Origin of the sequence: Marinifilum fragile JCM 15579, assembly GCF_001310955.1 — a bacterium.
GTDB lineage: Bacteria > Bacteroidota > Bacteroidia > Bacteroidales > Marinifilaceae > Marinifilum > Marinifilum fragile.
Genome location: NZ_BAZX01000006.1, coordinates 1 through 16,552, shown reverse-complemented (window position 1 = coordinate 16,552; position 16,552 = coordinate 1). Strand labels below are relative to the sequence as shown.

15 protein-coding genes are annotated in these 16,552 nt (G+C 34.3%); 7 read left to right on the top strand and 8 right to left on the bottom strand.

The genetic code is table 11. The annotated features are described in order from the left end of the window. Positions 1-405: 405 nt before the first annotated feature. Positions 406-966, bottom strand: coding sequence for a hypothetical protein (locus tag JCM15579_RS06840; protein ID WP_054717663.1), 561 nt, complete (start codon positions 964-966; stop codon positions 406-408). A gap of 614 nt (positions 967-1,580) precedes the next feature. Here JCM15579_RS06840 and JCM15579_RS22250 point away from each other — a divergent pair. The 5 genes from JCM15579_RS22250 (at position 1,581) to JCM15579_RS06825 (ending at position 4,712) form a co-directional block, all read left to right on the top strand. Next, entirely contained in the window at positions 1,581-1,715 is a 135-nt protein-coding gene (locus tag JCM15579_RS22250; RefSeq protein WP_083464573.1) for a zinc ribbon-containing protein, read from the top strand. 96 nt (positions 1,716-1,811) lie between these two features. Then, positions 1,812-2,141 (top strand): YegP family protein, encoded by a 330-nt coding sequence (locus tag JCM15579_RS06835; RefSeq protein ID WP_054717660.1) that lies wholly within the window; start codon positions 1,812-1,814, stop codon positions 2,139-2,141. Between the two features lie 172 nt (positions 2,142-2,313). Then, a complete protein-coding gene (locus tag JCM15579_RS06830; RefSeq protein ID WP_172677386.1) occupies positions 2,314-3,450 on the top strand; it encodes an alpha-2-macroglobulin family protein in 1,137 nt (378 codons plus the stop codon). 31 nt (positions 3,451-3,481) lie between these two features. Further along, positions 3,482-3,664: a hypothetical protein gene (locus JCM15579_RS20170; RefSeq protein ID WP_157471373.1), complete on the top strand. Its 183-nt coding sequence runs from the start codon at positions 3,482-3,484 to the stop codon at positions 3,662-3,664. A gap of 52 nt (positions 3,665-3,716) precedes the next feature. Beyond that, a complete protein-coding gene (locus tag JCM15579_RS06825) occupies positions 3,717-4,712 on the top strand; it encodes a DUF4421 family protein (RefSeq protein ID WP_172677385.1) in 996 nt (331 codons plus the stop codon). Positions 4,713-4,925: 213 nt separating this feature from the next. On the opposite strand, the gene JCM15579_RS06820 is transcribed toward JCM15579_RS06825, so the two are convergent. The 4 genes from JCM15579_RS06820 to JCM15579_RS06805 form a co-directional block, all read right to left on the bottom strand. Then, positions 4,926-6,686 (bottom strand): hypothetical protein, encoded by a 1,761-nt coding sequence (locus JCM15579_RS06820; protein WP_054717650.1) that lies wholly within the window; start codon positions 6,684-6,686, stop codon positions 4,926-4,928. Between the two features lie 241 nt (positions 6,687-6,927). Next, complete coding sequence (locus JCM15579_RS06815; protein WP_054717648.1) at positions 6,928-7,701, bottom strand: hypothetical protein; 774 nt, start codon at positions 7,699-7,701, stop codon at positions 6,928-6,930. Between the two features lie 173 nt (positions 7,702-7,874). Continuing rightward, positions 7,875-8,003: a hypothetical protein gene (locus tag JCM15579_RS21840; RefSeq protein WP_262493495.1), complete on the bottom strand. Its 129-nt coding sequence runs from the start codon at positions 8,001-8,003 to the stop codon at positions 7,875-7,877. A 101-nt stretch (positions 8,004-8,104) separates the two neighbouring features. Continuing rightward, the gene (locus tag JCM15579_RS06805; protein ID WP_054717642.1) at positions 8,105-8,665 is read right to left on the bottom strand and encodes a hypothetical protein; all 561 of its coding nucleotides are present in this window, start codon (positions 8,663-8,665) and stop codon (positions 8,105-8,107) included. Positions 8,666-9,944: 1,279 nt separating this feature from the next. On the opposite strand from JCM15579_RS06805, the gene JCM15579_RS06800 reads away from it, so the two are divergent. After that, on the top strand, positions 9,945-10,583 hold the full coding sequence (locus JCM15579_RS06800; RefSeq protein WP_157471371.1) for a hypothetical protein: 639 nt from the start codon (positions 9,945-9,947) through the stop codon (positions 10,581-10,583). Positions 10,584-10,924: 341 nt separating this feature from the next. On the opposite strand, the gene JCM15579_RS06795 is transcribed toward JCM15579_RS06800, so the two are convergent. The 3 genes from JCM15579_RS06795 to JCM15579_RS06785 all read right to left on the bottom strand — a co-directional run bounded on the left by JCM15579_RS06795 (position 10,925) and on the right by JCM15579_RS06785 (position 13,962). Further along, positions 10,925-11,920, bottom strand: coding sequence for a hypothetical protein (locus JCM15579_RS06795; RefSeq protein WP_054717636.1), 996 nt, complete (start codon positions 11,918-11,920; stop codon positions 10,925-10,927). Between the two features lie 194 nt (positions 11,921-12,114). After that, entirely contained in the window at positions 12,115-12,990 is an 876-nt protein-coding gene (locus JCM15579_RS06790) for a DUF4238 domain-containing protein (RefSeq protein ID WP_054717633.1), read from the bottom strand. Between the two features lie 276 nt (positions 12,991-13,266). After that, positions 13,267-13,962 (bottom strand): putative quinol monooxygenase, encoded by a 696-nt coding sequence (locus JCM15579_RS06785; protein WP_172677384.1) that lies wholly within the window; start codon positions 13,960-13,962, stop codon positions 13,267-13,269. A 301-nt stretch (positions 13,963-14,263) separates the two neighbouring features. Here JCM15579_RS06785 and yccS point away from each other — a divergent pair, with 301 nt between their 5' ends. After that, positions 14,264-16,411: a YccS family putative transporter gene (yccS, locus tag JCM15579_RS06780; protein WP_054717626.1), complete on the top strand. Its 2,148-nt coding sequence runs from the start codon at positions 14,264-14,266 to the stop codon at positions 16,409-16,411. Positions 16,412-16,552: the final 141 nt, after the last annotated feature.

The following is a 16,552-nucleotide window of genomic DNA, read 5'->3' as shown; positions in this document are numbered from 1 at the left end:
AGTTAAATATTTAGTATCAACATTAGTTAAGATGGAAATATATATAAAGAAATGGGCCACTCACCAGTGGCCCATTGCAAATCAAAGTCGAATGTTAAAATCAAACTTTATGATAGTATTTAAATAATACTAATCAAAATCACATTATAAACTTAAAAATTAATTATTTAAAAATCCAATCCTATGTAATATATTTTAATACTTTAGCTTTATCTTCTTCTATTTCTAGAATGCTTCCTATTCTCTATATCTGTTATCTTAGGAATATCAGCTTGCTGATAATGTAGCACCTGTACCCATTCACCATTGCCTTCTATTACTTGAAAGAATGTAGGATTTTCTTATTATTGGAAATCCTAGACTCCTGACCGATAAATTACAAATTTGCAGAAGGCGAATTCATTGCTAATATGACTTAAGCAGAAAAAATATAGACTTTAAATGCCTTGAGTATTGTGGCCATTTGTCTAGATTGTAATTCCAATGGCGATACAAAGGGATGAGTGGTCGCTCCAGTAAGTTTTGTTCTGCATCTATTGGCAATCTTTCCGGATTATTATAGAGTTCGGAAGCTTTGACTGGTTGTTCTGTTTCCTTTAACAAGGCTTTGTATAGAACTTCGGAAGTCAGAAAAACAGGTATTTTACACGTTGGATCCAATTTGTTGAATTCCAGTTTTCGTACTTCGATATAGCTTTTTGCCAATTGAAACCATTCTTTGTTTTTACTGGTTTCTTCCTCCTGGTAATCGGTTATTAGGTTTTGTACATATACTTCACCAAGAGACAATCCAATTTGATTTAAATTTTCGATTACTCCTTTGAAATATCGTTCATCATTTCCCAGGTCGAAAACATATTCGAATTCTAATCGGTTACCATTTTTATCGAATGCGGTTGGATCGCAACCTAAAACAAATGCTTTGATATTTTGCTGGTTGGAGCAAAAAGGTTTGGGTGTGTTCATAGCTTTATTAGAATTAGTACTTCTAATTTATAGCTATTTATTGAATTTGTAGATGGGAAAGTTGAGAATTATTGATCTTATGGAAAAGAGGTTATCTATATACTCAAGATACAATCTGGGAAAACTTTTTTATCAGGATTGAAAATCTAAAACGCCTAACCCGCAAATTGCAAATTTACGGGAGTTGAGTTATTCATACCCTCACTTTGAGTGAGAGCATGAAGGTTAATGGAATAACACAAAGCTCCAGTTATTTCAAAAGACTTTAACACCTTAATATCCAATAAGAAATAATGACAGACATTGTCAGATTCATATTGACAAAAAAGCAATCAACGCAAATATTATCTTGACATAATTTTACCAAACGATTGCATCACATTACCTAATATTGGTCAAAGTAAAGTTTAAAAAATAGTAATATGAAGTTTAATGGCAAGGCATTTGAACGAAGACAGCAGACCGAAAAAAATTGTGTAGGTCTGCTGTTTAGTCATAAATGACTTTTTAAATTTCGCGATGCAAAAATATCATTTTCAACTGAATAACAAAAAAGAAATCGCAATTGCTTGAAGTAAGCCACTTTATTCTTTGAAAATCTAAATCTTTAGAATATGTCAAGCACAGGTGAAAAACCAGGAAAAGGTACATATACATGTACTAAATGCGGACAAAAGGTTGTATTAGATGACCACTCTGATACATTGCCTCCATGTCCAAAGTGTAATGGTACTAATTATAGACCATAACAAACCAATAGCCCATATAAATATGGGCTATTAATTTGATTTACGAGGAAGTTGAATAATTATTCTGCTTCAATTATTAATTTAAATTCAGTTGAAATGAGTTCAAAATTTGAGATTTTCAAAAGTCCACGAGACTTTCAGTACTATTTTAGATTGAAAGCTGGGAATGGACAAATTATATTAGCCAGCGAAGGCTATACAACAAAACAGGGATGCCAAAATGGGATTGCCTCGGTAAAAGTAAATTCACCCTATGATTCGCGCTATGAGCGTAAAAATGGGATATCCTTTACTTTTAACTTGAAGGCCGCTAATGGCGAAATCATTGGTAGAAGTGAAAGTTATACAACAAGTCAGGCAAGGGAAAATGGAATTGCGTCGGTAAAAGAAAATGCTCCTTCAGCTCCGACTGTTGATCTAAGCTAAAAATCACCTCAATTAGTTGCCTCTTCAAAGAGGCAACTTTTTTTATTCTGTTGCAGATGCTTCCTCCTCTTCGACACCATCCTTTGCTAAACTCTCATAATATAATTTGGTTAGTTGTGAAGTTAAGAAGTTGTTGTTAAGAAGCTTAATAAAAAGATCTTTTGATACTTTCGTGTCCAAATTAAATTTGGATCCATCTGCATTTAGACGCATTTTTTTCAATGCAAACTATCCTTTACCAGATCAACTGCAAGAAATCACAAAACTATACATCGAGAAATGCAAAGAGGATTGGTTAACCCATTCCCTGTACAACAAAGCATTAATCGCATTGGTATTGCAGCGAAACGGAGAAAAGAATACTGCCAAACAAATTACGGATGCCTTAACGGAGCAGGCTGTTATTAAAGAGGAAAATGGCATGTACTGGAAGAGCAATAAAAATGGTTGGTACTGGTACCAGTCCGCCATTGAATGCCAGGCCTTACTGATTGAAACCTTTAGCGAAGTTGATGGTGATTTAAACAAAGTGAATCAATTGAAGCAATGGCTGCTTAAAAAGAAACAAACCAACAAATGGCCTAGCACAAAGGCTACTACTGAGGCCATTTATGCTTTGTTAATGCACGGGAATAATTCTCTGGCTCTTGACGAGAATACTCAAATCACAATTGGGGATAAAAAGATAAGCAACGATAAACTGGAAAAGGTTCAAAAAGAAGCTGGAACAGGATACTTCAAATTGAACTGGAAGAAGGAAGAAATTGATTCATCCATGGCAAAAGTAAAAGTGAGCAACCAGGGAAAAATTACCGGATTTGGCGGTGTATACTGGCAATACTTCGAAGATCTGGATAAAATCAGCGATTCGGACCAGGGAGAATTGCAGGTACAAAAAAGCATGTATATTAAGAAAACTACCGATGAAGGTGAAGTTCTTGAGCCAATAACAGCAGAAACACCAGTAAAAGTTGGCGATTTAATTAACGTTCGATTGGTGATAGAAACGAAAAACGACCTGGAATTCATTCACCTGAAAGATTTAAGAGCTGCCGGAATGGAACCTTTAGATGTTCTTTCAGGCTACAAATGGCAGGATGATTTGGGCTACTATCAAAGCACCAAAGATGTGGCAAGTCATTTCTTCTTTGAGCTACTGCCAAAAGGCAGATATGTATTTGAATACGAGCTGAGAGCCAATAACAAAGGAAATTTCTCCAATGGAAACGCCAGCATACAAAGCATGTATGCCCCTGAATTTACAGGACATTCCAAAGGAAATCGAATTTCGATTCATGAAAGTGAATAAATAGCGAGCTTTAAGATTCAAATCGCTTGTCATGAAAAAAGCATCAATCCCCAAAAAGATTGATGCTTTTTTTATGCTACACTACCGCAAGTCTGTGACTTGTGGCTATACCAATACGATATTGTTTAACACCATGCTAAGCACAAACTACAAGCTATCGCTATCGGTTTTTTTAATATCTTGTATGGAAGTAAACTATGCCTATTGGTCGTAATAATAATTTTAAAGGGATGTGCGGAACAGCAAAAAGGATCTATTTTATTCGAATGGCACTGATCAGTGCAGTTTTTACAATACTGATCTTGAAAGCTGAAGCGCAAACATCAGATACACCACGTAATATTTATGAAGAGGGCTGGATCGAGAAAATGAGAGGCATAATTGCCGCTGATATTTCATTCAATAATTCATATGAAACTTTTCGGGTTGAAACCTCCTCAAACAAAACCATTCTATATCCGAACACTCCCAACAACTTGCGTTTAAAATTACACTATGAGTTCATTTCGTTGGGCGTTCAATTTGCTCCTGATTTTTTACCAGGCAATGGAGACAATGATTCAAAAGGTAAGACGAAAACATTTCAGTTTAATGCAGCTTTGGTATTTAAAAATTGGTTTTCGAATATTACCTACTCAAAAGTTCAAGGCTATTACCTTAAAAACACCGATGATTATATCAACTGGACAAAGGGAGATGCATATATCCAATTTCCTGATTTAAATTACGAAGGAGTATCCATTTCATCGGGCTATATTCATAACTCAAAATTTTCCTTACGCAGTTTAACCACCCAAACAGAACGCCAGTTGAAAAGTGCAGGGAGTTTTATGCCTGTTTTCAATTTCGATTATTACCGGATCAACGACAAATCCAATTCAGTAAACACTCAGAAATCAAAGAACATAGAGTTTCACATCGGACCGGGATATGCACATACATTTGTGCTCAAAGAAAAAATCTATGCTTCCATCGGAATCCTTGCGAGTATTGGTTACTTAAATACCAAACTTACCACGCGCACAGCAAGTGGAAGTTTTGTTACGAATCAGAATAACCTCTTGCTAAGAGGAGATTGTAAAGTTGGAATGGGATACAACAGTAGTAAGTTTTATACAGGACTGTTTGCCACCTTTTCCGACACGTGGTTCAAACAAGAGAATACCACAGTCAGGAATACAGAAACAAATGTTTTCTATCACATCTTTTTTGGAATGCGATTCAATGCTCCCCATCTATTTAAAAAGAAAGGCAAAGGCTAGCGTTTTGCATGTAAAATCATCATAAAGGTCCCCCGCTGTCGCACACATCCTTTCGTGTTATCTTATTACAGTACCATGCGAAAGGATGCGCACGGTAACTGGGGCTTAATAAGATGTGAATGAAGTACTCAATAATTTAAAACACAAACAAAACCAACTGTAAAAACAAAGCCTTAAAAGCTTGCAAATCCGCATACTCTTAAGGCTTTGTTCTTATTTTTTACAAATATTACTTGATTGTGCAACGGTTACTTTTGTTAGGGCAAGTTTTTTTATTAAAATTTTCGAATTTTTATTAATCTTCTTGTCTGTCTTAATGCCAACTTCTCCATTAGAAACAGAATCAACAGCCTTATTATCTACTTTAATTTCTAATACTTTAACAAGATTATAGCTGTCATTTTTGTATACGTACAATTCATCTCCTTTTTTTAAAGTAGTACCTTCAACATTTATTATTGATACATATCCATCTAGAAAGGTTTCTTTTACAATATCCACTTCAATTAAATTAGCTGGCTTGAAAGAAATTAATCCGAAATCATACAAACATTCTTTTGCTTCCTCTTTAGAAATGATGTTATCTTGAACATCAAAGTACAACTTAAAAAGTTGCCAAGTTGTAAGAAGCCCTCTTTCATCATTTAAAGCATCCTGAATTTGTTCTTTTGAGAACGGAGGATTTTGTCTGTCCAAGGGAGGAATGTGTCGTTGGTGATTTACTAGATATAAACCAAACACATCAAATTTACCACGCTCTTTAGCTCTTCTGTACTTTATTTTGGATATTTGACTACATTCTGAATCTTTTGATGTTCCGCCTATTCCTTTAACTTCAATAATAAGTAAGCCTTTCTCGGTTTCAATTTGAATATCTTCTTCTTTTATTTCTTCTTTATCTTCATCAACATCTTTAACATCATCAAATCCGATCCACTCAAGAAATTTTATTACAGCTTTTACTAATTCATCTCCTGATTCAGAAAGAATTTCATGAAGAAATTGATATTTTTTAATATTTGCCTCAATTTCAATATCTTTTTGTTCAATTCTAGAGGATAATTCTTCTTTGATTACTTCCTTTTCAGTTAATAAATCTTGGTGGTTGGGTAATGAATATTCTTTATTATTAGTCCATTTCTTTTCGGTTGAGAAAGGAAATAGCTTAGGGTGAATAGTAGGAGCTATTGACTGAATAAAATTTAATACGAATTGGGAATTTTCCTTTAAGTAAGGAAATAAATATAAACCATAATCATCTTCTAAATATGCGAATGATACTATTTCATCATCTTTATTACACACTAATGGAAAAAAAGATGGATTAGGTATTCGTTCTTCGTTCTTCCATATTTTAGGGTGATTATATGTTGTTTCGTATGAGAAATCATTATTGTATTTTTCTAAAAAGCTTTTAAACTCCGATGATTTAAGCACCACATTTGTTTCTTTTCCATACTTATTTTGTGCAAATGGGAAAAAAGGCATAAATGAATAAATACTATATTCTTCTTGTCCATTCCTTTTAGGATGAATACCATTTTCTTCAACAAACTCATATGTGAATGAAACATTTTCATCTTGAAGAACAATTATTATTGCTTCTCTTTTAATTAAATCCGATAATTTATCGGACAAAAAGTGGGCAGACAATCCTCTAGGGTCAAATATAGTTTGCGGATGTTCACTTAATAGGTAAGAATTATTTTTTGATTTATTTGCCTTGCGTATATGATCTTCCTCTCTATATGGAATGTGTTCTTCATTTGACAAATCAACTATCACTATATCAAACTCATGAATATTTGGAGGAAAATCAAAATTAAGCGAACAATACTTATGAGTATATTTTTGATTATTTGTGTCAACTAATTTCCCAAGACTACCTGCATAAACATTGTAATTATTTTCTTTAAGTAAAGAATTTGTTTTTTCAGGTAGATTTAATGTCAATATTTGAGGTTTATCTATCATCTTACTTATTGGTTATTCTTATTTTAAAATTTGCCCTAACGGCCGGGTATATGGCAAGCAAGGTATTTAGAATAACACACCTATCAAGTTTGCACTGAGCCGAAGCTTTTGTTTTGGCACCGCTGAAACATTTTTTATGTAGCCGAAGCAAAAGCTTCGGCGGTGTTCCATCGAAGAACTGCCGTTAAAAAAATCACTATCTGCCTTATTTGCTATATACATTGTTACCAACTGGGTTTTTTTAGTGTTTTATAATTTGAATAATTACATCAGGACTACTTTCAAACGATGCCTTAAACACATCTTCATCTCTTATTTGTCCCAAGTCATAAATAATGAATAAAATATTTCTGAATACTGTTTTATATGCTAAAATATCATCGTTAAGCTGAGCGATTAATCCTTTTTCATCTTTCTTGCAAAGTTTAATTTCTACGGCTAAATCTATTTTTTGAAAACTAAAATCCGGCACATACTGCTTTGAAGAATATTCTATGTGGGGAAATTCCCTAGAATATTCAATATCATTTGCTACTAGTAAATCTTCATACTTGTCCTGAATTTCCTTTTCTCTCTCAGGAACTGACCTAATAATCTTTCTTAACTTATTAGTCCCTAGATTAATTATTTTAAAAAGTTCGCTTGTTTCATCCGGTGTATCTTTCCCTTCATAAACTTCACTTAAATCTGAATGTTCCAAGTGGTCTTTCGCTGCCAACAATAATCCACATGCCTGATTCATTTGCTCAAGAAATGCTTGATGATGTCTGTTTGCAATTGCACCTTCAATGTCCCAACTTTGAATAACCATTTGTCCTGATTGCTGCCAAGAAAAATTAGATAATGTTAAATAGTATCTTGAATTTGCTCCAAATATTTCTTCAAGCAATCTTAAAGCATTTGCTAACCATCTCATGTGATTTTGAGATTTTCTACCAGAAGTTTGTATACCTGGTATCTGGTCTACAAGTTCTTGAATAACATTAATTGCATCTTCTTTAATCCATTTTTTCATTATTTCTACTGTTTTTTTAGTCTTGTTGGTAACGGCCTCGCCATATGAAGTGGCCCGATTTGCGTGTGGTATATTCGCTTTCTTAGTTTCACTTCAGTTGGCGCGGGAGCTAAACTTCCAAATCCCGCCAAAGCCAGGGCTACTTTATGATGGCTTGTTGGCAAGCGTTTTATTCATTCCTTCCATTTTTTCAAGTAAAGAATCAATCCTAAAATCAATAACCCGATCCAAATAATTCCATTTGAAACAGCATTTTCCTTATACTTAAAAAAGTCAACAACCTGACAAATCGGGTCTTCCATACTTGGAAGTTCATTATACTGTAATGCCTCTCTAAAGATCAGTGCTATTGATATGAAAATCAAAGTAAGCCCAATTATTCTTATATGTTTTCTTTGAACTTTCAATCTTTCAACCTTTGTATGTTCTCACTGTAGTGATTAAAAAGCTTTTGATTCTTTTCTCCCAAAATTTTATCGATTTCCATTAATATGCCTTCAGCTTGATTAATGTCTTCAATTTTTACAAATGTCTGCATGATTTCACTTTCAACTCCAAGCATAATTTCGATAACCATTAAAGGTTCACTAATTTCAAAATTATCATTAAGTGACTTGATATTAGTATATGATTCGTTAATTCTTACATATAGTGAGTCTAAAAGACCTCTTGAATTTAAACAATTAATAATCAACTTCCTTTCTTTAGAATTTGTCACAATATCAGCGGTTATATATTTCTTCGTCTTTGCATCAAATATTGGTGGTTCAGAGAGTACATCTTCATTTACTAAGTCAATCAAGTACAACTCGGATTTTTGTTCCAATTGGTTAGAGTAAATTGAAATCAATGCACACTTAGACGAGTTCAATAAATCACTTAAAACCTTTTCATAGGATATTGCTGTCTGAGCATTTGCAGAAAAAACTACTGCAGTTAATATTATGAACGTGAGAGCTCTCATTTTTTTGGATCAATGCTTGCCAACGTTGGGCTAACCCAACTTAGTTGGTTTATTTTGATTATATCATTTTGTTTATCTATTAAATTTGGGTGGCTAACCCAACCTTTAGGTAGAGTTATTAAAAATATCTATTGGATTTTTAAACTTAGAAATCTCGTTTTTTGCAACATGAGTATAATGCTCAGTTGTTTTACTCAAACCATGGCCTAAAATATTTTATATGTAACGTTAATCTGTTCCTTGTTCCAATCAAATCAATTCCATCATTTTCATGTGTAATGAAAATCAAATTTATAAACAATCATTTTTAAAGCAAACATTTTACAGTAATAAATTTTAAGAGAATCAAATCTTCATCATTAATAATGGTTCTTGTTTCGTTATTACATCATTTACACAAAATTTGAGACAGTATCTACCAAAAATTAAAACAGCCCAAGCTAAGATGGAAAAGTACTTTCGGAAAACATTTTAGCTCCTGCAGAACTTTTGTTAGAGCCAATCTACTTTAGAAAGAGTTCTTTTGAACTTGGGATAAGCTGTTTTTAAGTTCCCTTATTGCCAATCGAAACTAAAAAACAGGTTTTCTGAACTTCCGTTGGCCATTTCCTAAAGTCCGTTGAGCTTTCTGGAAGTTTGCTTATGCTGTACATACTTTCCGCTGGCTCCTACCAATCTTCCAAAGCTATTTTCCTAAACTCCGCAAGTAACTTCTTACTCTTCGAAATTTGCTTTTGGGAAGCCATTTTGTCTTATTTTAAGAAAGTTCAATCCTATTCCTTGAAAATCTTCATGAACTTAATCATTTTTAGATAACAAGTCAAACATCTACAATATTCCCATTTTTATTAAGCTTACAAGGAGAAATAACAACACCTTTACTTAATCATATCTAAATTTAAAAATTCTTCCTAAAATAGCTCCTTCTCTTCTTAAAGCCTACACATCTTGTTTTTATTGACTTTTTTGTCCATCTAAAAAAATTAAAAAGTAGCAAATAGAGAGAAAATAGAAGTATTTTATTATCATATATTTTTAACCAGCTTTAAGAAAACACATTTTAGCCATCATAAAAATGATTTTTTCATCTTTTTTCTAAAATATTTTACAGATACTTATATTCCTCTAATCGCCATTATATCTAGATTTAAGAACATTATTTTAGGACCAAGGAATTTTTTTATACAAATAAGTATTGACATTTTAAAAAATACTTTCCAATTTTATTAGATACATCTTAAGTAACAAAATATTAATGTCAAATGAAAAATCAAATCACATGACACAAATTAAACTTACCAATGATTACATTTTAAAACCTGAAGAGGGTTTTAACGCCCAGGGCGAAAACATCATTGCAAAACTTCCTATTTATAAGGATATTCTGGGTCTTTCTGATGAACAAGTTGCGGACACCATAAAGACAATTCAGGATGACAAGGCTTTGAGCGAAAAGAAGAACATTATTCAGGCTCAATCGCGTTCTACCACCAAAGAGTATGAAACCAATCATCCTGCTTGTGTAAGAGTAGTTCGCGAACTAAGAAAGGAATTGGTGAACAATCCCAATTGCACTCCTGCCATTCTGGAAGATTTTGGTCTAAATCCTGGTCAACGTATCATCGATACCGATACACAGAAACCTGAAATAAAGGTTAGCCAGGTATCGGGTGTTCCTCAAATTAAATACACAAAATCTGTTTTTGATGGCATTCGATTGTTCTGCAAAATTAGCTATGGCGATGAAGAAAAAGAATATGAGGAAACCATTATTCGCCATATTTGGCAGGACACCAAAGCCCGAATGGATCCTTTAAAACCGGAAACCAGGTACTACTATGCTTATTTCCTATACAAAGGACAAATCGTTGGGCAAAAATCAAATGTTGTTAGCATTACATTGGAGGCCTTAAAATAAAATATTTATCTGGCGATCAGGTGTTTTCGCTTCAAATGCCGGGAGGCTGTTCAAAAAGTAATACCACTGTACATTCAAGAACTTTTACCCTTTAATTCTCTAAAGGGAAGTTCTTGAATTTCAAAATGAAGGCAGTAAACTTTACTTTTTGGACAGCCTCTTTTTGTCGTTTTCTTTATCCCTTGTAAATTGCAAACCATTGCTGCTTTTATAATGTATTTGTGTGTTATTGCCCGGAAGACACGAGCTACAACAGAAACGAAGTGGAGCTCAGCGAAGCTAAGCTCGCGCCAGATAGGGGCTCCAAATTATCGAACCTTTATATAGTTAATTAAATGCACTCACTTTCCAAATTTAAACAATCCGCCCAATAACCTATATTTTTTGTTGTGCTGAGTTATTCTTATTAGTCCTAATTTCCCAATGGGTTTACTTGATACCAAGATAGTTTCATTGGCTTTATTGAATCTCATCAAATCTATTGAGAAGCCAAGATTTAGACTATCTAATCTTTCAATCTCATTCCCATTAAAACGGTTTAGTTCAATACCATGCATTCCTTTATTTAATAGAATTAAATCATTATAAATACAAATTGAGCGAGCTGAAGTCTTTTGTTCTGATATCAGGTTTAGTTTGTTATTATCTAGCCTATAAACTCTCAAATATCCCATTCCACAAATAAAAATGAACTCATCATTTTCATCAATTTCAATATCATAACAAACACTTTTACAGTCATCTATTTTTGCAGGTTTTGATTTGTTATCAGAAAGGTCTTGCAAGAATATTTTCCCAGTATTTGTCCCGTAAATAATTAAATCTTGTTTATTTAAAGCACCAACAGTCGTAATATCCTTATTTTTAAATGGTATCGAGTATTTAGTTTCTAAAATATCGCTTTTTGAATCAAGTATTTCTATTTCCTTTTTTAAGAATCTTAGAATTATTCCTTTTTTTGTTTGTACAGGAAGTTCATGTCCATGTATGCCAAATACATTTGTTATATCAAAAAATGTATCTGAACCTGCTGTGAATCCTTTTAATTTATCATATTCATCCTGAGGTAAATATTGAAATCCATTTTTACCACTTAAACAAATCTCATCATATAATTCTGACTGAAATCTCTCTTCATATGGTTTTTTAATCTTATAGGCTTCGTCTTTATCTCTAATTTCTGATAATATCTCAACACATGCCTTTTTCCTAAATGAAATCTCGGCAACTTTAAATATATCAGTAAGCAGAAAGGATTCTCGTTTTTCTGATATCCATATTGCTTGACGCCTGTAATCTAAAGGACTATCTATAATTTTAATCAGGTCAAGGTTCATTTTTAATCAATTTCAAATTGCGGTTTGTTTTTTGTTTATCTGTTATTTCATCATTGCGTTAATTCAGTACAACGAATGGCGCTATGTAACGTAGGCGCCTTAGTTGATTTATGTTTTAAATTTTATAAAAAGGCACAAAACTCTCGCAACCCCACTACCCGCCTATGGTATATAGCGTATGTTAGCCACCGTGTTTATTCAAATATCTTAAAAATTTCTGTTCTTAACTGTTCTATTTTTGAGACAGTGTTATACTCACTCGCTAAATTCTGGATACAATTTAAATATTCTTTATTGGGACCTACAACATACCTGTCGGACTGTAAAAAGACCATAATATCGACCATTACTCTATCTTCGGGTTGAATTTGCTTTATTTTATTTCCTTTGTTGTGATAAACTGTTATTCCTTGCGTTAGTGGAAAAATAAGTTCGGATTCTAATATATTTTTGTTAGGAACATTTTTAAACACGATCGGATTATCTCCTAAGATATGTAGTTGGACATCAGAATCTGCACCATAAATTAGCCAGTTATTTATATTGTTTTTTAAATCCAATGACATATAATCGAGAATGGGTTTTGAAAGTTTGTACAGTTCGATAAAGCCATTTCTTTTTTTCACTTTCTCGTAAAAGTCTTCGCTTGCTTCTTCATTCGTTTCCTTATTAAGAATTTTGAAGAATAGTTCGTTATTGGGTGTTGAAGAAACAAAGTTTTCGGAATGTGCGTCATTTATTGGCAATCTCCAATATGTCAGAGAAATAAGAATAAGTAAATCAAAGATGTCTTTTACACAGTAATTAATACTTCCTTTTTGGGATTTAATTTTATTATAAGTGGGAGATATTTTGCTTTCAATGCTACCGTATAACTTTTCAATAAAATCATCTTTCTCACCATCAATGGTTAAAGTATTTCGATGCCATTCGAAAAATATTTGGCTTGGGCTGAATTCCTTCTTCTTAAACTTCTTTTCTTTTTTGTCATATACATGGACTTTGCTCTTTGTATTAACAAAGCCCTTTATGTAAAACTCTGGCAAATAATGATGTCTCTTTGTCGTCATTTTTTTTCCTTACATGGTGGCTAACTTGTTTGTTAGCTTAATAAAGTTGTGTTTATTTTCTTTTATTTCTTTGTTTTATCAGTTTACACACCCATATGTTGGTGTAAACCTATAAGTATATGATGGATGATAACATCAATACGCTCTATAAAATTACTGAAATATTTTACATATAAACCACCCAAGTACATTTTTCTATTAAATCATTTATAACAAGAATGCCGATTCTGAAAATCAAAATCGGCATTGTTCTATTTTTTTAAAATCGAATCAAAGCTATTTCCCTATCCAACTTCCCAAAGGTTCCAGTATTCGAAAAGTTCGCATACTTTGCATCATATCTGGCAGCATGTTTTTATATACCTGTCTATATTCTTTTGCATTCAGGTGGTTCTTTTCAAAGGCCTCCATACTTGCTTCGTTCCACCTTTCATAAATGGTAAAGCGGGAAGGATCTTCTGCATCCTGATGCAGAAAAGTGCTTACAAAGGCGTCTTCTTCGGCCATTTTATTGAGTACCTGCAAAGCAGCTTTCTTCCAGTCCTCAAGCTTATCTGGTTTAATGTGAAAATTCACATAGAAGATCAAATCATTTTCCGATGGCTTTACAGATGCACTAATCCAATAGGCCAATGGTTTTAACAGGTGAATCTTTCGGGGAGTTTCACTTATCAAGGGTAGTCGCTTCTCATATTCCTTTCGATAGGCTTTCCCTTCCATTTGATAAGTCATAAAAGCATCCTTCGAAGCATCCGTCCAACGCTCATACATGGAAAAACGCCCCTCACCTTCCGCATACTGGTGCACAAAAGCACTCACAAAACTATCTTCCTGAGTCATGTTTTTAACCACACCTATTAATCGTTCCTGAAACTCGTTTATAAATTCTGGCTTGATATGATATTTCACATAGAACACCAGGTCATTGGGATTAGCATATTCATCAGTCATCCTTGATTCTTTTAAATTCATTTTTGTTCTCATTAATTTACAACGATTTGAATCAAGGGGCAACTAAGATTTCAATTATTCTCACCTATCCATTCGGTAAAAAACAATCCGCCATATCATTTAAGAAATCAGCGGGCCGACTGGCCAATCTATAAAGCTGAGTTCGATGAATCGTATGCTTTAAAAAAGTTCCCTTAGCGCCAATAACTTCATTATTTTTTCTCGCAATCGATTGTAATCCTAACTTATTCAAAGACTTCTGAAATTTTAGATTTTATTACAAATCTGAGTTCGTATCTTTACAGCCTTAAAATTTCAATGCATGCAAAACAAATTAAGAGTTACGCGATTTCAAGGCAAACAATGGTACGAATTCTGGATACAGAACCTATGGCGATATCCCAACAGGTTATTGGCCCTAAAGGCTGCCATTGCCATGGGAACATTGTTGATTCCCTTTGTGATAATCGACATGGCTTTTATTGGGGTAACCTTGGCTTTGGGTGCACTGGCGGGTGCCTTATCCGAAACCGATGACCACCCTAAGGGAAGGGTAAAAGCATTGCTGCTTACCATTCTTAGTTTTGTAATTTCCTCTGCTTCGGTCGAGATTTTATTGCCCTACCCCATTCTGTTTGGTATAGGCCTGGTAGGATCTACCATTACCTTTATTCTGGTTGGTGGCCTGGGTGAGCGTTACCGGGGAATTACATTTGGAGCCCTGCTTGTAGCCATTTACACCATGTTGGGTGCCGAAATTTCGCCCCAATGGTATGCTCAAATCATTTTATTGCCAACAGGAGCGCTTTGTTATGGATTATTGTCGCTGGTTTTGCTGTATTTGCATCCTGCACGATTGTTAGAGGAACAATTGGCCGATGGTTTCGAGAATCTTTCTTTGTACATGAAAGAGAAATCAAAGCTATTTCCCAGCGATAAATCCATACAGAAAAAAACCAGGCAAGGACTGGCTTCTTTAAATGTAAAAGTAGTAAACTCTATAGGCAGATGTAAGAATGTTTTGAACAGTTACAGCGATGCTATGAATGATGAGAATCCACTTCGTCCCTATCTTCACAAGTTTATTCTATTGCAAAGTCTTCACGAAAGAGCTGCATCGAGTCATGAACGTTACGATTTGTTGAGTGCTGAAGCAGATAATCGTGAGATTTTGGAAGGTTTAGGTCAGTTGATGCTACAACTATCTCTTGCAGCACACGAAGTATCGAAAAGCCTGTTGATGGGAACAGAATATCATCATCCTGTTTCCATAAAATGGACCATCAATGCCATTCAGGCTCAACTGAAAGCGATCAAGAAGAATGAGAACAAAAATGATTTGGGTTTGCTGCTGCAGAACCTTAATCAGTCGCATCTTTCCTTACAAAACATGAATTTTAACGTGGATTCCGGCTTATTGCCAAGAGTCGACAAGGATTCGAGTAGTTTGTGGAAACGCTTTACCAATCAGCTGAATTGGAATCATCCCAAATTCAAATATGCCATCCGATTGTCTACCTGTTTCCTTATCGGATATCTTTTGATGCTGGCTTTTGATATTGAAAAGGGTTATTGGATTTTATTAACCAGTTTGTTTGTGTGTCAGCCTAGCTATAGCGAAACCAGACAAAGGCTGTTTCAGAGAATTCTGGGAACCATAACAGGTGTGGTCCTTGGGGTTAGTATTGTTCAAATACTTCCTACCGTTGGAGGACAAGTGGTTCTATTGCTAATTGCCGCCTTCCTTTTCTTTGCATGGCTGAAAAACAATTATGCAGTTTCGGTAATCTTTGTTACCATATTTGTGATCGCTGCTTTTAATCTGCTTGCTGATAAAGGAGTTGTAGTAATGATTCCCAGAATTATAGATACGGTAATTGGTGCACTACTGGCCATTATCGTGGTTCGTTTCATGTGGCCCGATTGGCAATACAAACAACTTCCGAACCTACTGGCAACTGCCGTAGAAAAAAATCATGACTACTTTAATCAGATATTATTGGAGCATAAAGCACCTAGCGAAGATGATCTGCTAACCTATAGGATTTCAAGGTATCAGGCTCATCAGGCTGATAATGCACTATCCATGGCCTGGAGAGGAATGAAACTGGAGCCCAAACGCCAGCAGAAAATGCAAAAAAGGGCTTTTTCCATTACCTATCTCAATCATGCATTGCTTTCCTATCTATCCGCTTTGGGTGCACACCGTAACATTCCTGATTATATGAACGAGGAATTGCAACTGATGTACCAGGAGGTAGAAAAAGAACTTCTAGTGGTAGCGGAATCATTAAGAAGAAATGATTCGAATTGTCCCTATGAAGATCTTGAGACTGTTCTTGAGAAATTGGGGAATACCCTGGAAACTACAGAAAGAGGAACACACCGCCAAAAGTTGGTATTGCTTTACAATATTGCCGAAGTAACACAGCAATTGGCACAAAAAGCCTCTCAAATTGAAGTTGAATAAATATTTCACGCAAAGGACGCAAAAATTGCTAGCATAGGGGCATTAAACAAAAATATGAATGCGACTATCATTCTTCAATTTAGCTTTACTTTGCTCAAGCCGCATGGCTCTTACTTTTTGCATTGATCAAAAAGTAAGCAA

Coding starts and splice junctions, on each gene's coding strand:
- JCM15579_RS22250 (WP_083464573.1), top strand. CDS start 1,581: ATGTCAAGCACAGGTGAAAAACCAGGAAAAGGTACATATACATGTACT.
- JCM15579_RS21840 (WP_262493495.1), bottom strand. CDS start 8,003: ATGGAAGACCCGATTTGTCAGGTTGTTGACTTTTTTAAGTATAAGGAA.
- JCM15579_RS06790 (WP_054717633.1), bottom strand. CDS start 12,990: ATGACGACAAAGAGACATCATTATTTGCCAGAGTTTTACATAAAGGGC.
- JCM15579_RS06805 (WP_054717642.1), bottom strand. CDS start 8,665: ATGAGAGCTCTCACGTTCATAATATTAACTGCAGTAGTTTTTTCTGCA.
- yccS (WP_054717626.1), top strand. CDS start 14,264: ATGCAAAACAAATTAAGAGTTACGCGATTTCAAGGCAAACAATGGTAC.
- JCM15579_RS20170 (WP_157471373.1), top strand. CDS start 3,482: ATGAAAAAAGCATCAATCCCCAAAAAGATTGATGCTTTTTTTATGCTA.
- JCM15579_RS06815 (WP_054717648.1), bottom strand. CDS start 7,701: ATGAAAAAATGGATTAAAGAAGATGCAATTAATGTTATTCAAGAACTT.
- JCM15579_RS06820 (WP_054717650.1), bottom strand. CDS start 6,686: ATGATAGATAAACCTCAAATATTGACATTAAATCTACCTGAAAAAACA.
- JCM15579_RS06785 (WP_172677384.1), bottom strand. CDS start 13,962: ATGAATTTAAAAGAATCAAGGATGACTGATGAATATGCTAATCCCAAT.
- JCM15579_RS06840 (WP_054717663.1), bottom strand. CDS start 966: ATGAACACACCCAAACCTTTTTGCTCCAACCAGCAAAATATCAAAGCA.
- JCM15579_RS06835 (WP_054717660.1), top strand. CDS start 1,812: ATGAGTTCAAAATTTGAGATTTTCAAAAGTCCACGAGACTTTCAGTAC.
- JCM15579_RS06800 (WP_157471371.1), top strand. CDS start 9,945: ATGACACAAATTAAACTTACCAATGATTACATTTTAAAACCTGAAGAG.
- JCM15579_RS06795 (WP_054717636.1), bottom strand. CDS start 11,920: ATGAACCTTGACCTGATTAAAATTATAGATAGTCCTTTAGATTACAGG.
- JCM15579_RS06825 (WP_172677385.1), top strand. CDS start 3,717: ATGGCACTGATCAGTGCAGTTTTTACAATACTGATCTTGAAAGCTGAA.